The 14,425-nt window shown below is 60.5% G+C and carries 17 protein-coding genes; 1 reads left to right on the forward strand and 16 read right to left on the reverse strand.

Annotated elements, in window-relative coordinates:
* Nucleotides 1-24: 24 nt before the first annotated feature.
* The 15 genes from C4Q27_RS22535 to C4Q27_RS22605 all read right to left on the reverse strand — a co-directional run bounded on the left by C4Q27_RS22535 (nt 25) and on the right by C4Q27_RS22605 (nt 13,530).
* Entirely contained in the window at nt 25-948 is a 924-nt protein-coding gene (locus tag C4Q27_RS22535) for a macro domain-containing protein (protein WP_247726823.1), read from the reverse strand.
* Nucleotides 930-2,051 carry a DUF3800 domain-containing protein gene (locus C4Q27_RS22540; protein ID WP_103469182.1) on the reverse strand — a complete coding sequence of 374 codons (1,122 nt, stop codon included), beginning with the start codon at nt 2,049-2,051 and terminating at the stop codon, nt 930-932. Before C4Q27_RS22540 ends, C4Q27_RS22535 begins: the two co-directional genes overlap by 19 nt.
* 229 nt (nt 2,052-2,280) lie before the next feature.
* Nucleotides 2,281-3,009 carry a TIGR03747 family integrating conjugative element membrane protein gene (locus tag C4Q27_RS22545; RefSeq protein ID WP_103469181.1) on the reverse strand — a complete coding sequence of 243 codons (729 nt, stop codon included), beginning with the start codon at nt 3,007-3,009 and terminating at the stop codon, nt 2,281-2,283.
* 38 nt (nt 3,010-3,047) lie between these two features.
* A complete protein-coding gene (gene traD / locus C4Q27_RS22550) occupies nt 3,048-5,171 on the reverse strand; it encodes a type IV conjugative transfer system coupling protein TraD (protein ID WP_103469180.1) in 2,124 nt (707 codons plus the stop codon).
* Nucleotides 5,172-5,180: 9 nt separating this feature from the next.
* Nucleotides 5,181-5,600 carry an integrating conjugative element protein gene (locus C4Q27_RS22555; protein ID WP_103469179.1) on the reverse strand — a complete coding sequence of 140 codons (420 nt, stop codon included), beginning with the start codon at nt 5,598-5,600 and terminating at the stop codon, nt 5,181-5,183.
* Entirely contained in the window at nt 5,597-6,151 is a 555-nt protein-coding gene (locus C4Q27_RS22560; protein ID WP_103469178.1) for a transglycosylase, read from the reverse strand. The genes C4Q27_RS22555 and C4Q27_RS22560 overlap by 4 nt, the downstream gene beginning before the upstream one ends.
* Entirely contained in the window at nt 6,133-6,852 is a 720-nt protein-coding gene (locus C4Q27_RS22565) for a TIGR03759 family integrating conjugative element protein (protein WP_103469479.1), read from the reverse strand. Before C4Q27_RS22565 ends, C4Q27_RS22560 begins: the two co-directional genes overlap by 19 nt.
* Nucleotides 6,853-6,862: 10 nt before the next feature.
* Nucleotides 6,863-7,534 carry a hypothetical protein gene (locus C4Q27_RS22570; protein ID WP_103469177.1) on the reverse strand — a complete coding sequence of 224 codons (672 nt, stop codon included), beginning with the start codon at nt 7,532-7,534 and terminating at the stop codon, nt 6,863-6,865.
* Nucleotides 7,531-8,040, reverse strand: a complete 510-nt coding sequence (locus C4Q27_RS22575) for a PilL N-terminal domain-containing protein (protein ID WP_177410016.1) — start codon at nt 8,038-8,040, stop codon at nt 7,531-7,533. Before C4Q27_RS22575 ends, C4Q27_RS22570 begins: the two co-directional genes overlap by 4 nt.
* Before the next feature lie 130 nt (nt 8,041-8,170).
* A complete protein-coding gene (locus C4Q27_RS22580; protein ID WP_103469176.1) occupies nt 8,171-8,887 on the reverse strand; it encodes a hypothetical protein in 717 nt (238 codons plus the stop codon).
* A gap of 65 nt (nt 8,888-8,952) precedes the next feature.
* A complete protein-coding gene (locus C4Q27_RS22585) occupies nt 8,953-9,447 on the reverse strand; it encodes a JAB domain-containing protein (protein WP_103469175.1) in 495 nt (164 codons plus the stop codon).
* Between the two features lie 66 nt (nt 9,448-9,513).
* Entirely contained in the window at nt 9,514-9,771 is a 258-nt protein-coding gene (locus C4Q27_RS22590) for a hypothetical protein (RefSeq protein WP_103469477.1), read from the reverse strand.
* A gap of 67 nt (nt 9,772-9,838) precedes the next feature.
* Entirely contained in the window at nt 9,839-10,378 is a 540-nt protein-coding gene (locus C4Q27_RS22595) for an STY4534 family ICE replication protein (RefSeq protein WP_103469174.1), read from the reverse strand.
* A 742-nt stretch (nt 10,379-11,120) separates the two neighbouring features.
* Nucleotides 11,121-13,088 carry a DNA topoisomerase III gene (locus C4Q27_RS22600; RefSeq protein WP_103469173.1) on the reverse strand — a complete coding sequence of 656 codons (1,968 nt, stop codon included), beginning with the start codon at nt 13,086-13,088 and terminating at the stop codon, nt 11,121-11,123.
* A gap of 97 nt (nt 13,089-13,185) precedes the next feature.
* Nucleotides 13,186-13,530 (reverse strand): helix-turn-helix domain-containing protein, encoded by a 345-nt coding sequence (locus C4Q27_RS22605; protein WP_102689183.1) that lies wholly within the window; start codon nt 13,528-13,530, stop codon nt 13,186-13,188.
* Nucleotides 13,531-13,671: 141 nt separating this feature from the next.
* Between C4Q27_RS22605 and C4Q27_RS22610 the strand changes: the two genes are divergently transcribed.
* The gene (locus C4Q27_RS22610) at nt 13,672-13,899 is read left to right on the forward strand and encodes a hypothetical protein (protein ID WP_103469172.1); all 228 of its coding nucleotides are present in this window, start codon (nt 13,672-13,674) and stop codon (nt 13,897-13,899) included.
* A gap of 93 nt (nt 13,900-13,992) precedes the next feature.
* On the opposite strand, the gene C4Q27_RS22615 is transcribed toward C4Q27_RS22610, so the two are convergent.
* Complete coding sequence (locus C4Q27_RS22615) at nt 13,993-14,421, reverse strand: single-stranded DNA-binding protein (RefSeq protein WP_103469171.1); 429 nt, start codon at nt 14,419-14,421, stop codon at nt 13,993-13,995.
* Between the last annotated feature and the right edge of the window lie 4 nt (nt 14,422-14,425).

Consider the following 14,425-nt stretch of genomic DNA (forward strand, 5'->3'; position numbering starts at 1 on the left):
GATCTTAATTAATCTTGTGTTAGGTTACAAACCGTTCCTGGCGGACTTTATGTCAAGTAAATTAATTTGACTAATTTTGTCTTTGTGAATTATTATGTTGAGCTTTGCTGGGTGCTTGAAGCGCATCTCGCTTATTCTAAAAGTCCAGAGCATGATCTTTAGTAGTTCTTCGTCGCTTATATTTCGATGTTCTTTAATGCGCGTGATGCCCGATCCGAATATTGGTGTTGAAACGCTTTGCTGTGCGTACACTCTATTGACGTTGTCCCAGAATTTTATCAAAAACCCTAGGTACTCAGGCATCGTTAAATAGGCTTGGTTGCGGTCGTTGAATTTTGAGAAGGCTGCAAGAAGAAAATCCTCGTACACACATATAGTGCCTATGTCGTATCTCTGTTTCTTTCCAGTTGCCCTAGTTTCGTTTAACTCTAAGATTTCACACTCGTCGAATCGATAGGCGGTCAGATGATTTTCAAGGTCTACTAATGCTTTTGGTAAGTGCCTGTCTATGAATATTCCGTTTAAAGAGCTGTGAGAGATTATTTCGTCGTCAACTTGTGTATCAAAGTACTCGTTAAAGGCGATCGCTTTAAGGCCGGGTTGCTTGAATATGTCGCCTACTTTTACGATGACTGTTGTGCTTTCTATCTTTAGTTCTACTTCGGTTAGGTTGTTAGATGTCCACCAAAAGTAAATATAAATTAAAATCAAGAATGCCACACAGGCGATCCCCGCTGTGACCTTTCCAGTTTCAGGTATGGTTACGAAAATTAGTAGTAATGACAGCGCTGTGCCGGTCGCGGCGAGCGCGCCCCAGAATCTCTTGATTATCCGCTGATCAAAAAAGCCTATTTGACTCATCCTGATGCTCCTAGCGTCGCAGGCGGTTATTAGTTTATGGGTGAAGTCAGAATGAGATCCAGTCACGATTAGGAAAAGCGAACGCACTCGCTCAAACCCTCTAAGGTTTCACTTCTTGTGTCGACGCCAAATGCTTCAAGAAATTTCCTCGCGAAAATATCCTTGGGGCCTTCTTTTCCCTCCTCTTTATTCATTATTCTAGAGATGGAGCTAACAAATAAGTCGGAAATTTGCATGAGTGGAGATATGCTGGAGTCTTCCGCCTCAACTATGTCAACATACACGTTTCCTTGGAAGATGTTGCTGGCAGCATTTTTCAATTGTAATTCTATTTCCATTAGCGCAAGTTTGTCTTTTGACGCTTCTTCTGCATCCTTTCTAAATTGCAGGTTTCGTGGGAGAATGGCTCGGCCAGATTTGTTTTCTTCGGTAATTCCTTGGATTACCATATGGTAAAATAGCTTATTGAGCGTGTCGTCGACATTGTAAAGGCCGCTACGATTTACTCCGAGGCCTTTGAATGAGATTGAGGAGGAGTTCTGTACGATAGAGCCAAGCAGCGCCTCGTAGGCTTCGAGATTCCCCTTGTTGATTTCTTTAAAATGCATTTCGCCTTTGAATCCTATCTCTGCCTTCTTCCTGTTAATGGCGGCAGTGATCTTCATGGTTTCGTAGCTTCTTAAAATCCAAAGGCTACCGACTAATAGGTACTTTCCGGTTTTTCCGCTCTCATCGGCATAGATGCAATATACTGGGTGCGAAGGTCGGACCTCAAGAGCACGCTGCTTTTCTTCCTCTTCCAGCTTCCCTCTGTATTTTCTAACTTCAGGTGATGCAATGAATAGACCCAGTATGTTTTGTACCACCGCTCTGGCGCGTGCTATAGAGTGCAATCTCTGCAGTTTGGGGTAATTTTCAAATGAAATATCACCCCCGCTATAGAGGTCGGTTTGGAAAGTCTTCCAATAAATGATTTGGCACTTGATGTCAGAGTCTCGGGCCTGAGGATAGTGATTAAGAATCCACGCAACTCTATCGGTCACACGCGTCGGGCTGTTACTGGCGATTGCAGAAAGTACCCGAATTTTTTCGGACTCTTTGTCGCGATTTTTTCTTTCTGACGCAATTAGAAGCGCTTCCTGCTCCGCACCTTCCTCTTCTTCTTGTGAAATGACAGCAATGTCGTTCATGTGAAGTCCCTTTACTAATCGAGCGTTGGCGATATGCCAGCATTGCCCGAGAGTGGTTGTGTAGTCAACTCTCAAGAGGTGGTGCTGGTCGCGCGTAGATAACCTGCGATCAATGATAGGGAGCCGTGGTTGTGCCGTCGGTGTGGCTACTGCTTGTTTTGCCTCAACCGTGTACGTTCTAAGGCGTTGATTTTAAATAACATATTTCGGCATTCGCCGAGGTGGGCAGTCAAAGGTATTTTTTGAATGTAGTAGCAGTGATGGCCACCATGATGCCAAGTAAAATGGCGCATGGCAGCAGCACCCAGATGGGATTCACCGACCAGGGCAAGGATAAGTAGATCACCCAGGGGCTGACCACCAGCGGCAGTAGTGTCCGCTTTGCTCGGTGGTAGACGAAACTGCTTTCGCGGCCTGCTCCGAACTTACGCAGGTCGCGACGCATCAAGCCATCGATCGCGCCGGTGATCACCGCGAGCAAGAACAGTGGGGTGGCCAAAGTGAGTACGGCCAGCCGCACTGCGAAAGTGAAGGTCGTGAACAGGGCTGCGAGCAGGTAGTCCTGCATCACAACGTAGACTTGCGCGAACTGCCCCTGCATTGAAGGTTCCTGACTGAGCAGTTTCAGCTGGGTATCAGATGTCGCCCATCCAGACCGCACTACGATCCAGTCGTTCAGGTGTTCGAGTACCTTGACGGTCGCTTGCGCCGGCTCTTGCACGAGCAATGACTTCTTGAAGTGATCGCTGAGCCAGCCTAGCTCGCTCAGCCACATGGCATGGCTATGGTGCCAGCCCTGCTCGGACCAGAACCACAGCATGCCCACGAATTCCAGCACAATGGAGAAGATCAGCGAAGCGAACAGCAGGCCGAGTAGCCGCAGACACAGTTCGAGCATGCCGAAGATGAGTCCCGGACTTCGTTGTGGAGGCGGTGGGCTGTCTGGGGCAGTCGGCATATGGGCTCCACAGTACTCGGTTGCTCACGGCGCGCAGATTAGGAGTGCCTGCGCCCTTGTGGAGGCATCTCGGGATCAAAATCGACCGTCGGCGCACCGCCAGCGCTGCTCCACCAACTCCCCGCATTGGCGTTGTAGGACTCGCGCATGCGCGCGGCCAGGGCCTGCAGATCCGCCGGCATCGCATCGTCGCTAGCCGACTTCGGTAGCGGCATGCGCACCTTCCACAGCTGTCCTCCCTCCTGGAACGAGAACATCTGGCCCTTGGGCAAGGCGATGATGTGCGCGGGTTCAATCAGTGGTACCGAAGTGGTGGTGACCCGATCCTGCGAGGAGGAGGTGAAGTCGGTGCGGGCGTCCGGATCGGCGGTGTCCGTCGCGCCGGAGACCAGGGTGCGGGTCTGCACGTTGACCTTGGGCAGTTGTTTGGTCAGCAGTTCTGCGGTCGCGGTTTCCCGCACGCGAAGCATCTGCAGGGTGTTGAAGTTGCCGATGACCTGGCCGGCCTTGGCCCGGTTGCCGATCCGTGCCTCGATGTCGCTCAAGGTCTGGGTGTAGGCGGTGACCTGGATACCGGCGCCACCACCCTTGTTGATCAGCGGAATGAACTCGTCGCCCATCAACTCGTTGAACTCGTCGGCATGCAGATTGATCGGCACCTTGTCCGCAGCGCTGGAGGAGCCTGGCAGGCCATGATCGATGCCATGCTTGTAGATGTGGCCAGCTACGGAGACCAGGTCGGCAAACATCGAGTTGCCGACGGCAGCGGCAACTTCAGCATCGGACAGCGCGTCCAGGCCGACGTAGACGATGCCGCGTTTGCGGATGACCTGCAGCCAGTCGAAGATCGGCCTCGGATCGTCGAGGTCGGTGTAGTTGGGGGCGAGCAACTGTGCGGTCTTGCCGCTGGTGAGTTTTTCCAGCAGCGGCAGCAGCGAAGCCACGATCTTGTCGAAGTAGGTGCGGTCGTAGCGCACGGCCGAGCGCAGGCCGTCCATTACAGGATCGAAAATGCGCTTGGCAGTCAGGTATTGCTCGATCGCCACCACGCGCTTTTCCCGGCCAATCATATGCCGTGGGATGTTCTTCTCGTTCAGGCGGCCTTCGATCTGCACGATCGCTTCCCAGGCCTGAGGATCATGGCGGGCGAAGAAATGCTGAGCGTACTCGATGAACAGCGCATCGATGTTCACCACGTGCCGCTGGATCTGCAGGTAGTCAGGGCGGCGGCCGAGCTCGATCAGCGCCCGGGCGATGATGTTGACGAAGCGCCAGGCAAACTCGCGAAACGCCGCCGAGTTGCCTTCACCGCTGAGCTGGCCAGCGATGCGGGTGGCGACTTCCGAAATGCGGCCAAAACGACCGATGGCGTTGTAGCGGGCGGAGATCTCCGGCCAGCCCAGGTGGAACACATAGAACTCACGCTCGCGGCCGGCGCGCCGCGCCTCCACGTACATGCGCTTGAGCAAGTCGGCATCGCCCTTGGGGTCGAAGACGATCACCACCTCCTGGCTGGTTCGATGGATGTCCTGGGTGATGTACACCTCGGCCAGGCGCGTCTTGCCGACCCGGGTGGTGCCAAGTACCAGGGTATGCCCGACGCGTTCGCCCAGCGGTAGGCTGGCTTCTTGCTCCTTCGGCTCGACGCCATGCAGCAGTGGCGAGCCACCCACCGGTGGCAGTGGCCGCACCGGGTTCAATGGGCTGTCCCAGGCGGTCAGGCGGGGCAGCAGCGACAACCCGGGTGGAGCCTTCTCCAGCAAGTGCTCCATCCGCCGTGCCCACTGGTGGGCCGCCGATTGATTGACATAGCGGGCCAGCGCCGGGTCCTGCGCCTCGAGCAGACGCTGGGTGTGCAGGCGGGTCCAGCGAAAGCCGCGGCCCATGAACAGGCGCTTGCCGCTCACCGGAATCTGGCGACTGGTCAGCGAATAGCGCGGCAGGCGGCGGATGTTGCGTCGATAGCGCAGGACGATCCGTGCCTCATTCAGCCGCTTCAGGCCGAATGCAGTGTAGGCCAGTGCCATGCCGGCCCCCACCTCGGGCGACAGGGCTACCGCCCAAGGTGAGTGCAGACATAGGGCGCCAGCACCCGCGCAGATACCCACGGTGTATAGCTCCACCGCAGGACGCAGCAGAGACTCCATCGCATGTTCGCCCATGATGCACCCTCACTGTTCCAGGCCGGTGGGCGTGATCAGCACCGGGTAGTGCTGCAGCTCTAGGCGTTCGGCGATGTCGTCACCACTCACCGGCCAGATGTTCAGTCCCGGGGCTGCCGCCTGGATACGTCGCAGCGCCTGGGCGTCGGTAACTTCAACGGCTAGACCGCTGGCGCCCAGCTTCTGCAGCGTCTGCGCATGCTGGGCCAACCATTCCAGAGAAGCGGCGTCGTGCCCGACCAGGAACAGCGGCGTGAACCCTGGCAGGCTCAATGCCCTTGGCGACACGGCACCGGGTGAAAGGCGTGTACTGTGTATGGGCAGGGTCCAGGTCAACGCGCGGGGATCGGGCAGTTGGCTGGGGGCCGCGAGCGCGCCAACCGTCCACCACAGGCAGGTAAACAGCGTTATCCAGCACCGATGGGTCATGGCTGCGGCCCTCTCGGATAGGACACGACTGCCTGCACACGCTGCCAGTGCTGGCTGAACTGTCGGCGGTAGCGCGCTGCAGGTTTACCGCCGGCAGGGCGGTGATAGCGGCCCGCCGCCACGACCCAGTCACCGCTGTCGGCGTAGTGGGCGCGCAGCAGATCTGCCGTCACGGCCAGGTTGGCGCGTGGATCGAGGGCCTCGCAGGCACTGTGGTAGCGGTCCGGGTGGTAGCCGAGGTTGGTCTGCCCGAGCCCGACATCGATGCGCTTCGGATCGTGACGGACCAGCGCTTGTTTGAGTGCGGCACACGCCTCATCACGGCGGGCGAAGCGCAGCGATGTGCCGGCGACATTCAGGGTCCAAGGCCAGGGCATTAGGTGACCCCGCAGCGGCGTACCGCTCTCTTGCAGGGCGATGGCGAACAGCACGGAGGCGGGGATGCCGGCGCGCGCGGCTGCCAGTTGATACGCAGGCGGCGGCAGCGCTCCCGCTTGAACGGCCGCGGCACCGGTCAAGGCCAGCGCTAGGATCACTCGATACGCTGCCATTTTCCGTCCACCTGCTGGAAGCGCGCCGGCAAGGGGCGGCTGGCACCCAGGGCGAACCAGCGGCCGCGGTCATGGTTGAGGGTGACCTGGCCACTGCTGACCTGGGCGGGGGTAATGCCCGCGCCACGTGCCCACTGGCGCAGACGCCCGTCGTCACCTTGGCTGCCGACCAGGTACACATCGAGGTGCGTACCGCCACGCAGCCATTGCTGGGTGCTGGAGACGCAGGGCGGGCAGCGTTCCTCCACAAACACGGCAAAGCGGCCAGCAGGCGTAGCCGCTGGATCATCGGCCATGCCCTGTACGGGCAGCATCCCAGGTAACAGGCGTGCCCAGGCGGCGGTGTAGGCCTTCTGGTAGGCCAGCTCGCGCTCGGCACGTTTGGCTTCGAGACGGACCTGCAACTCGGCGTAGCGCTGCCTTTCCTGGTCAGAGTCGGCCTCTACGCCGAGGGTGGTGAGCGGATCGAGTTGCGGCGACCAGTAGTGGCGGGGCCCAGCCTGCAGGCGCTCGAACTTGGCCCACTCATCATCGGTTAGCCCCCAGGCCTTGGCCCGAGCCGTATCGGATACCTGCCGATCCAGCAGCGTTTGTTCGCTGAACTGCGGGGCTGAGTCGACCAGTTTTGGCGCGCTCAACGCCAGTTCTGCGAATAGGCAGCCGGGAAGCAGGATGAACGAGAGAATGGAGAGCCGAGTCATACGCACCTCTTCACGGCAGTGGCAGCGTGCGGTCGCCATGCCCAGGAATGTGGAATACCACCTGGTCCGCACGGATCGCACGCAACTGCCAGCTGTTAAAGCTGTCTCCCGGTTGCAGCAGGTGCACGGTTGTCAGCGAATGGGCGCCGACCGGCAGGGCAGCCACGAACCTGACGTCACCTCGGGTCTCGATACCCAGCAAGGTGAAGGGCGGTGTCAGCGCCTTGGCCTTGGCTTTTTCACCGATGGAGGCCTGTGGCTGCGTGCTGGCGGCCGCAGACACAGAAGGGCGGGCCGACAGTCTCTCTAACGTCGCCTCTGCCGCGGCCAGCCGTTGTTCCAGCGCTGTCATATCGGTGCTGCTTGAACCTGGCGGTGCCGCCTGGAGCGTCTTGAGCGAGGCGGCCAGCTCATCCTGCTGCTGGCCGAGGGCGACCTGCGCCGTGGTGTGTCGACTTTGCGCCTCGCCCAGCGCCACGACCTGCGGCTGTAGCGTCGTGAGCTTGTCGGCCAAAGCATCGATATCGCGGCGCAGGGCTGGCGTTGGATCCGCCGGGGCATTGCGGGCCGCAGCTTGAAGCTCGGCCAACTGTTGGTGATGGTTGTACGTTTCGGCGGCGAGCACCGCGGCGCCCAGGCACAGGGCACCGACCACCAGCGCCTGAAAATGGAGGACCTTCATGGCGCAATCTCCAGTGTGGAGAATGGAGGTGCAGGCGACGGCACGCGCAGGGCGTAGCACACGCTCCGCTCGACCGGATCGATCTCGAGTCGCCAGGCCGGGCCGCCGATGATGGTCAGGGCGTCCAGCAGCGAGATCGGTCCGAGCTGATGCTGTACCGCGGGCAGAGGGCGACGGAACAAGCGATCCACCGCTGGGCTGTCGGCACACAGCGCGTAGCCCGAGCGGTGCAGCACGTGACGTAGGGCTTCACCGACGGTGGCATGCAGGGCTGGCGAGATCTGCACGTTGACCAATTGATACAGCGGCTGGCGCTGCTCCACCGTGGGACGCGTGGTGACCAGGGTGTAACGGTCCTGGCGGACCCAGGCCGGAAGCTGGGTTTTCGGCTTGGGCGATGTCGCCGGCAAAGCGGGTGGTGCTGCGGGTGCAGGAGCCGGAGGTGGGGTGCTGCAGCCAGCCAGGGCGATCATCAGACCGAGGGTGGGAAGTAGGGATGTGTGCATGACCGAGTCTCGACAAATGTTGCCGATACCATGGCGAAGGCGCGAGGCGAGTCCCCACTGGAAAACCGAATCTGTCGAGCTAGTTTTTCTGTCAGCCACCACAAAAAAGGCGCCCGGGAGGGCGCCTTGGTCATTCTTCGGTGAATAGCGGTAGCTCCGAGAGCGGTGCCGCGTCAGGGTCAAAGATCAGCAGGCGGATGTCCGCCTGGCCTGCTAGTAGGAGCAGCTTGAGTAACACTGGGGGAACACGGTCAGCGAGCATCCGCCCACTGACCTCGTCGGCGCTGCAGGGGCTGCCCCGGGCTTCAGCTTCTGTTGCCCAAGGCGTCGAATAGAGTTTGCAGCCGACGGCATGGCTGGCGTTGAGTTCGAAGCACTCGAAGAAGCCCGCCGGTGAATTGCACCAAGCGCGCACCTGCAGGTACTCGAAGTCGTCTGCGGGCAGGTGGGCGCTGCTGATTTCCCAACTGCGGCTGTAGTGCCCGGTGGCAAAGGACAGTTGCTCTATCAGGTTACGCGCGGCTTCCACGTTGCCGAGGTCGCCGATATGCATCGAGCGTCCGAGCTGATTGCCCATGATCTGGTAGAGCACTGTGTTCACCAGGCCATCGGCCGGGCAGCGCATGCGCAGAAACTCGGGTACGCACACACCGTCGGTGATCACCGCGACGTCGTCATCGAACAGGCACGGCTGCAGGTTGATGGCTTCATTGGGCAGCTCGTTCTGAGCCGGGTGCAGTGCGCGGTAGCACGGTGGGCAATCGTTGGCATAGCTGATCTGCAGGACACGCTCGTAGCGCAGGTCTTGGAAGCCGCGAAGAAACGGATTGGGCAGGGAAGGGTGCATGGTGGTTCTCCGAAAGCGCCGAGGTCACCCCGAACGGGCGGTGACCTCAAGGGCAAGGTGGGCTGTCAGATCCAGCCGTATTCGGCCAACGAAAGCGGAGTGCCTTCGCCGACGATGATGTGGTCCAGGACGCATACCTCAACCAGGGCCAAAGCCTCAGTCAGGCGGGTGGTGAGCACCCGATCGGCGCCGCTCGGTTCCGAGCAGCCGGAGGGGTGGTTGTGGCTGAAGATCACGGCGGCGGCATTGTGTTCGAGTGCCTTGATCACCACCTGGCGGGGATACACGGAGGCACCGTCTATGCTGCCGGTGAAGAGGATGTCGAAGCTCAGCACACGGTGGCGCGAGTCGAGGCAGAGCAGGGCAAACACTTCGTGGTGGTAAGGGGCGAGTTGCAGTTTCAAGTAGGCTGCGGCATCGGCGGGAGTTATCAGCACCTCGCCGCGCTGGAAGTGACGTTGGTCCAGCAGCTGCAGGGCCTCGGTGATCAGCGCATCCTCACGGGCGCGTTGAGCCAGTACGGGATCGAGCGGCTCGACGAGGTTCAAGGTGGTGTTCATGGGCAATTCCTCGTGGCTGATGGAGCGCCCCCTTGGGGCTTGCCCCAGGCTGGTTTAGGTGTGTGATCAAAGGCGCGTGAAGCGATTCCGAGTGCCGTGCAGGGGGCTTTGGCAGACTTCGCACGGTTGCGTGGAAAAGGCCTCGATACCGGCGCCGGTATGCGGATCGAAATCGGCGCTCAGGGGCAGCAGGGCCTGCAGTTGTAAGCGCAAGTGAGCGATGCGGTGTTCGACTTCAGCCTCGCTGTAGTACAGCGACAGCGCACTGAAGTCGTCGTAGGCGACCGCCTGCAGGCAGTCTTCACAGAGCCAGAAGCTTTCCATGGCGACCTCCGACATGAAGGTACAACAGGCGCTCATAAGAGCGCCTGCTGCGGGCGGCCAACCTGCCTTAGGCAGACTGACGTGCGGCAGTGGATTTACGTGCAACGGGTGGGGTTGGCTGGCCTTGGTCAGCGTCACCCTCGCTGCTCGCTGTTTCCGATTCTGCTGCTTCAGCAGCCTCAGGGGCGGCGGCAGCGTCGGTCCGAGCCGGCGCACGGTAGCTGAACTGACCGTCGACCTTGATCCACTCGATGAAGATCAGTCGGCCTTTGAGGCTGGCGCCGGGTTGCCCCTTGCGTTCGCCTTTCTCGTACATGAACGGATCGACCCAGAGGTCACCGATGCGAAACGCGATAAGGACCTTGCGTTCGGCTTGGACGTCTTCCAGGTGTTCACGGATCAGCCGGTCGGCTTCACCGCTGGCGACCTTGCAGTCGAAGCGTGTGTACTCGACGTCGTCCGAGGCACCGTGCAGGGCAGCGATGTCACAGGCCATGAACGCTTGGCCGCGGCGAACCGGGACTTCGCGGACACGGTTCAGGTAACCGATGCCTTGGGTGTGCAGGTTGAAGTAGGTGGTGGGGGCGTTATTGCTTGCAGTAGTCATGATGAAGCTCCTGTTCAGCAGAAACGCGGACATCCACCGGCCCTGGCGGCTGGTGAGTTCCGCAAGGGGAGGTGCAAACACATGGTCGGTTGAGAAGGCGCTCATCACCGATGGGGCGGTGACCGTGCGAGCTGCCGAGCGCGAGTCGCACTTTTGGGGAGAACCACCCGAAGCGGGCGTAGCCTTGAAGGTCCTGGCTACCTGGGTGCTGTCAACGACAGCGAGGTACAGGTCATCTATAAGACGCTGCAAAAGGCCCGTCAACCGTGGTTTTCAGGCGGTCTGGGCGGGCGGAGTCGGGTGGCTTTCGGTGGATTCTCGGCGACGAAAAAATAGCCCGACGGTCATCAGGCTAGGAGGAGTTGGACCACCCTTGACCCGGCGATGTGGCACCGAAGTCCGTCGCAGAACTCCACTGCCGATCCACCTGGATCAACCGACCCTTGTCGTGGCCTGGGTCGGAATCAACTGGCACGCATCCGCGCACAAAAGGTGCCCAGTGTTTCGCCGGCGGGCACCGGAGCTGAGCATCGTCGCCGAAGCGGATGACCCCTAAGGCTTGGTACAAGCCGCACGGGTCATCCACCTGGGGGACTTGGAACGCTGAGAAGTCATCCGCAGATGTGCTGAAGTGTGGCTCCGAACTCTAGGAGTCTGACCGAGCTGCCCGGAGCGAATCGGTCTAGGTCGCCAAGCGGCGAGGGGCCAGATCACTACACCAGCGCTGTGGTGTGCCGTCAAGTCATGTGTTTTTCGCCCGCTTGGTCTTGGCCAAAGCTTTAGTGCCCTTGCACTCGGGGTAGCGGATGCACGACCAGAAGCTGCCGGTGCGACCTTTGCGCTGGCGCATGGCGCTGCGGCAAACCGGGCAGAACGGCCCCTTGCTGGGGGGCGGGCGCAGGGTGAGCGTGGCGTTACTGCGCACCAGTCGAGTCAGCCATTCTGCCTGCTTGGCGAGAAAGGTCTCGACGCTCAGCTGGCCCGATTCGATGCGGTCCAGCGCCTGCTCCCACAGCGCGGTCATGACCGGGTCGGCTACTTCTGGCGGCACCGCTTCGATCAAGGTATGCGCCGCGGCGGAGGCAGCCAGGCTGCGTTTCTTCTTGGTCAGGTAACCGTGATCGATCAGGCCCTGGATGATGGCCGCGCGGGTGGCCTCGGTACCGAGCCCGCAGCTCTCCTTGAGCTTCTGCTTGAGGCGCGGCTCGGCCACCTGGCTGGCGATAGTTTTCATGGCTTTGATCAGGGTGCCTTCGGTGTAGGCCTTGGGTGGCAGCGTGCGCTGTGCGTTGAGCGTGGCGTCGACCAGCGCCACCGTCGTGGATTCACGCAACGTCGGCAACCGCTGCACCGGTTCGGCCGGCTCGTTGCCGTCGGCCTCGTTGATCATCGCCTTCCAGCCGCGAGCCAGGATCTGCTTGCCGCGCGCCACCAGTTGGTCTGCCTGGCTGTGTAACTGCGCCTGGGTTTTCAGGTACTCGTGCTCGGGCATGAACTGCGCGAGATAGCGGGCGCGAATTAGCGTGTACACCGCCAGCTCGCGCTCGGAGAGCTGCGTTAGGTTGAGGGTGACGGCGGTGGGAATGATGCCATGGTGCGCGGTGACCTTGCTGCTGTTCCAGGCGCGGGAGCGGCGACAAGGGTCGACCTCCTTGAGGACTGCCCCCAGCGAAGGCGCGGCGGCGGCCAAGGCGTGGAGCACGCGCGGCACCTCATCGAGCATGCTCTCCGGCAAGTAGCCGCAGTCGCTACGCGGATAGGTCGTCGCCTTGTGTGTTTCATACAGGGCCTGGGCAGTGGCCAAGGTCTCCTGTGCACCGAGTCCGAGCTTGGCCGAGCAGATTTCCTGCAGTGTGCCCAGGTCAAACGGCAGCGGCGGGCCTTCGCGCACGCGCTCGACTTCGACACTGTCGATCTGCGCGCTGTCGGCTTGAGTGAGGCGCCTGAGCGCCTGCTGCGCAGCGTTTTCGTCGATGCAGCGTCCAACCGCATCGCTGACGGCGGCGGTGGGCTGCCAGCGCGCTTGAAAACGGATGCCGTCCTGCTCCAGGTGTGCATCGACGGTCCAGAACGGTTGCGGCACAAAGCTCGCGATCGCCCGGTCGCGCTCGACCACCAGGCGCAGGGTGGGCGTCTGCACGCGTCCCACCGGCAGCAGACCATCGAAACCGGCGCGGCGGCCGAGCAGGGTGAACAGCCGACTCAGGTTGATGCCGACCAGCCAGTCCGCACGGGAGCGGGCGAGGGCACAGTGGTACAGCGGCAAGGTCTGCTCTCCCGGACGCAATGCGCTCAGGGCTCGGCGGATCGACGACTCATCCAGCGCGGATAGCCATAGGCGCAGAATCGGCCCCTGGTACTGGCAGCGTTCGAGAATCTCCCGGGCGATCATCTCGCCTTCGCGGTCGGCATCGGTCGCGATCACTACTTCGCTGCAGGTGCGCAGCAGCTGGATGATGACTTTGAGCTGGCCAGCAACCTTGGGCTTGGGCACCAGTTGCCAGCGGCTGGGAATAATCGGCAGGTCATCCAGCGACCAGCGCTTGTAGTCGCCGTAGGCTTCAGGCGGCGCGGTTTCCAGCAGATGACCGACGCACCAGGTGACGGTGAGGTTTTGACCCTTCAGGCAACCATCACCGCGGCGGCAGGCCTGCAGCACTCGGGCGATGTCGCGGGCTTGGGATGGTTTCTCGCAGATGAACAGGCGCATACGCGGGCCCTCTCGGTGGGTACCGACAGGGTGAGGGTGTAATCGCGGAGCGCTAGGGTAAATCCGAAGGTGCCGAGCTCATATCGGCGGAGGGGCATTACTTGCGTTGCGCAAGGTGGCTCGCCAGCGCTTTCAGAGACTCCAAGGCGAATTGCTTATCCGCATCATCGAGCTCCTTGATGATCGAGTTGATCTGCACGCCCAGGTCCTGCGGCCGAGGGCTGATCGCGAGCAGCAGCTCATCGGCGGGGCAGCCGTATAAGTCGGCCAACTGCAGCAGCTTGGAAACTGAGAGCTCAACGAAGCCACGCTCCAGGCGCGACACCGCTTCGCCAGAAATCTGCAGATGCTCGCCGACCTGTGTCTGGGTCAAGTGCCGGGCACGACGATACTTCGCCAACTGGCGACCAATGTGATGTGGGCTAGGCTCTTTCACGGGCAATGGGGGCGCTCTCCAATTCGACCCATATGGTCGAACAGCACCCCAAAGATATGAACGGCTCAAAAGGTTGACTAACAACCCTGTGGGGCGTATCACCGAAAAAAGCTGGATGACCCGACCGTCACCACGGAGGCAACAAACTTGCACGGATCCCACCAGAGTGAGGCAGATGCGCTAGCGATCAAGGCCTATGAGCTGTTTATGGCCACCCATCTGGAACCGGACAAGGAGCAGGCTCGCGCCCGGCTGATTGCTTGGCTTCAGGAGAGTCCGCTGCACTGGCGGGCGTTCCTTGCCCTGGACCAGTATTTGGCGGAAGTGAAGCAAATGCTGGAACATGAGCGGCATAGGAGTGCCAGGCGAGAATGAAACATCGGCAGCAGCCGGTGTTGCCCGCTGAGCTGACTGTATGGCTCCAGCGATGTCGCGCTGCGGGCGCCAATTCCACTGAGTGCCACGCACTTATCCGGACTTGCGTGGCGCTTTCTTGCCACCCCCCTTGCGTGAAGTGCTGGCGTTATCGTTGGCTTTCTCGCGCATGGTGACCGAGGCCAGGCGGTGCGGCAGAATACCGATGCGCCGGGCCTCCACCTTGAACGTCACGCGGGCGTTGTCCTCGCTGTCCTCCCATTCCTCCTTGACCGTGCGCCCTTCAACCAAAACGCGCATGCCTTTCTGGTACAGCGTGGCCCAGTGCTCGGCGTCGCGGTTCCAGAGCTCGACGGGCGCCCAGTAGCCGCCGCGATCCTCGTAGCCGCCTTCGCGCGGTACCGGGTTGTCGAAGTAGACATTCAGCCGCAGCAGGCGCCGCGGCTCATCCGGATTGGTGTTGAACTCCTGATACTCCGGCACGCTGCCGATGTTGCCTTCACCAACAAACAAAGTACTCATGCGG

This window comes from Pseudomonas sp. SWI36, assembly GCF_002948105.1.
Taxonomy (GTDB): Bacteria; Pseudomonadota; Gammaproteobacteria; order Pseudomonadales; family Pseudomonadaceae; genus Aquipseudomonas; species Aquipseudomonas alloputida.

Excerpts from the sequence above, each read along its gene's own strand:
- C4Q27_RS22615 (WP_103469171.1), bottom strand. The coding sequence starts at position 14,421 with ATGAGTACTTTGTTTGTTGGTGAAGGCAACATCGGCAGCGTGCCGGAG.
- C4Q27_RS22540 (WP_103469182.1), bottom strand. The coding sequence starts at position 2,051 with ATGAACGACATTGCTGTCATTTCACAAGAAGAAGAGGAAGGTGCGGAG.
- C4Q27_RS22555 (WP_103469179.1), bottom strand. The coding sequence starts at position 5,600 with ATGACCCATCGGTGCTGGATAACGCTGTTTACCTGCCTGTGGTGGACG.
- C4Q27_RS22560 (WP_103469178.1), bottom strand. The coding sequence starts at position 6,151 with ATGGCAGCGTATCGAGTGATCCTAGCGCTGGCCTTGACCGGTGCCGCG.
- C4Q27_RS22590 (WP_103469477.1), bottom strand. The coding sequence starts at position 9,771 with ATGGAAAGCTTCTGGCTCTGTGAAGACTGCCTGCAGGCGGTCGCCTAC.
- C4Q27_RS22545 (WP_103469181.1), bottom strand. The coding sequence starts at position 3,009 with ATGCCGACTGCCCCAGACAGCCCACCGCCTCCACAACGAAGTCCGGGA.
- C4Q27_RS22595 (WP_103469174.1), bottom strand. The coding sequence starts at position 10,378 with ATGACTACTGCAAGCAATAACGCCCCCACCACCTACTTCAACCTGCAC.
- C4Q27_RS22575 (WP_177410016.1), bottom strand. The coding sequence starts at position 8,040 with ATGCACACATCCCTACTTCCCACCCTCGGTCTGATGATCGCCCTGGCT.
- C4Q27_RS22600 (WP_103469173.1), bottom strand. The coding sequence starts at position 13,088 with ATGCGCCTGTTCATCTGCGAGAAACCATCCCAAGCCCGCGACATCGCC.
- C4Q27_RS22565 (WP_103469479.1), bottom strand. The coding sequence starts at position 6,852 with ATGACTCGGCTCTCCATTCTCTCGTTCATCCTGCTTCCCGGCTGCCTA.
- C4Q27_RS22570 (WP_103469177.1), bottom strand. The coding sequence starts at position 7,534 with ATGAAGGTCCTCCATTTTCAGGCGCTGGTGGTCGGTGCCCTGTGCCTG.
- C4Q27_RS22585 (WP_103469175.1), bottom strand. The coding sequence starts at position 9,447 with ATGAACACCACCTTGAACCTCGTCGAGCCGCTCGATCCCGTACTGGCT.
- C4Q27_RS22580 (WP_103469176.1), bottom strand. The coding sequence starts at position 8,887 with ATGCACCCTTCCCTGCCCAATCCGTTTCTTCGCGGCTTCCAAGACCTG.
- traD (WP_103469180.1), bottom strand. The coding sequence starts at position 5,171 with ATGGGCGAACATGCGATGGAGTCTCTGCTGCGTCCTGCGGTGGAGCTA.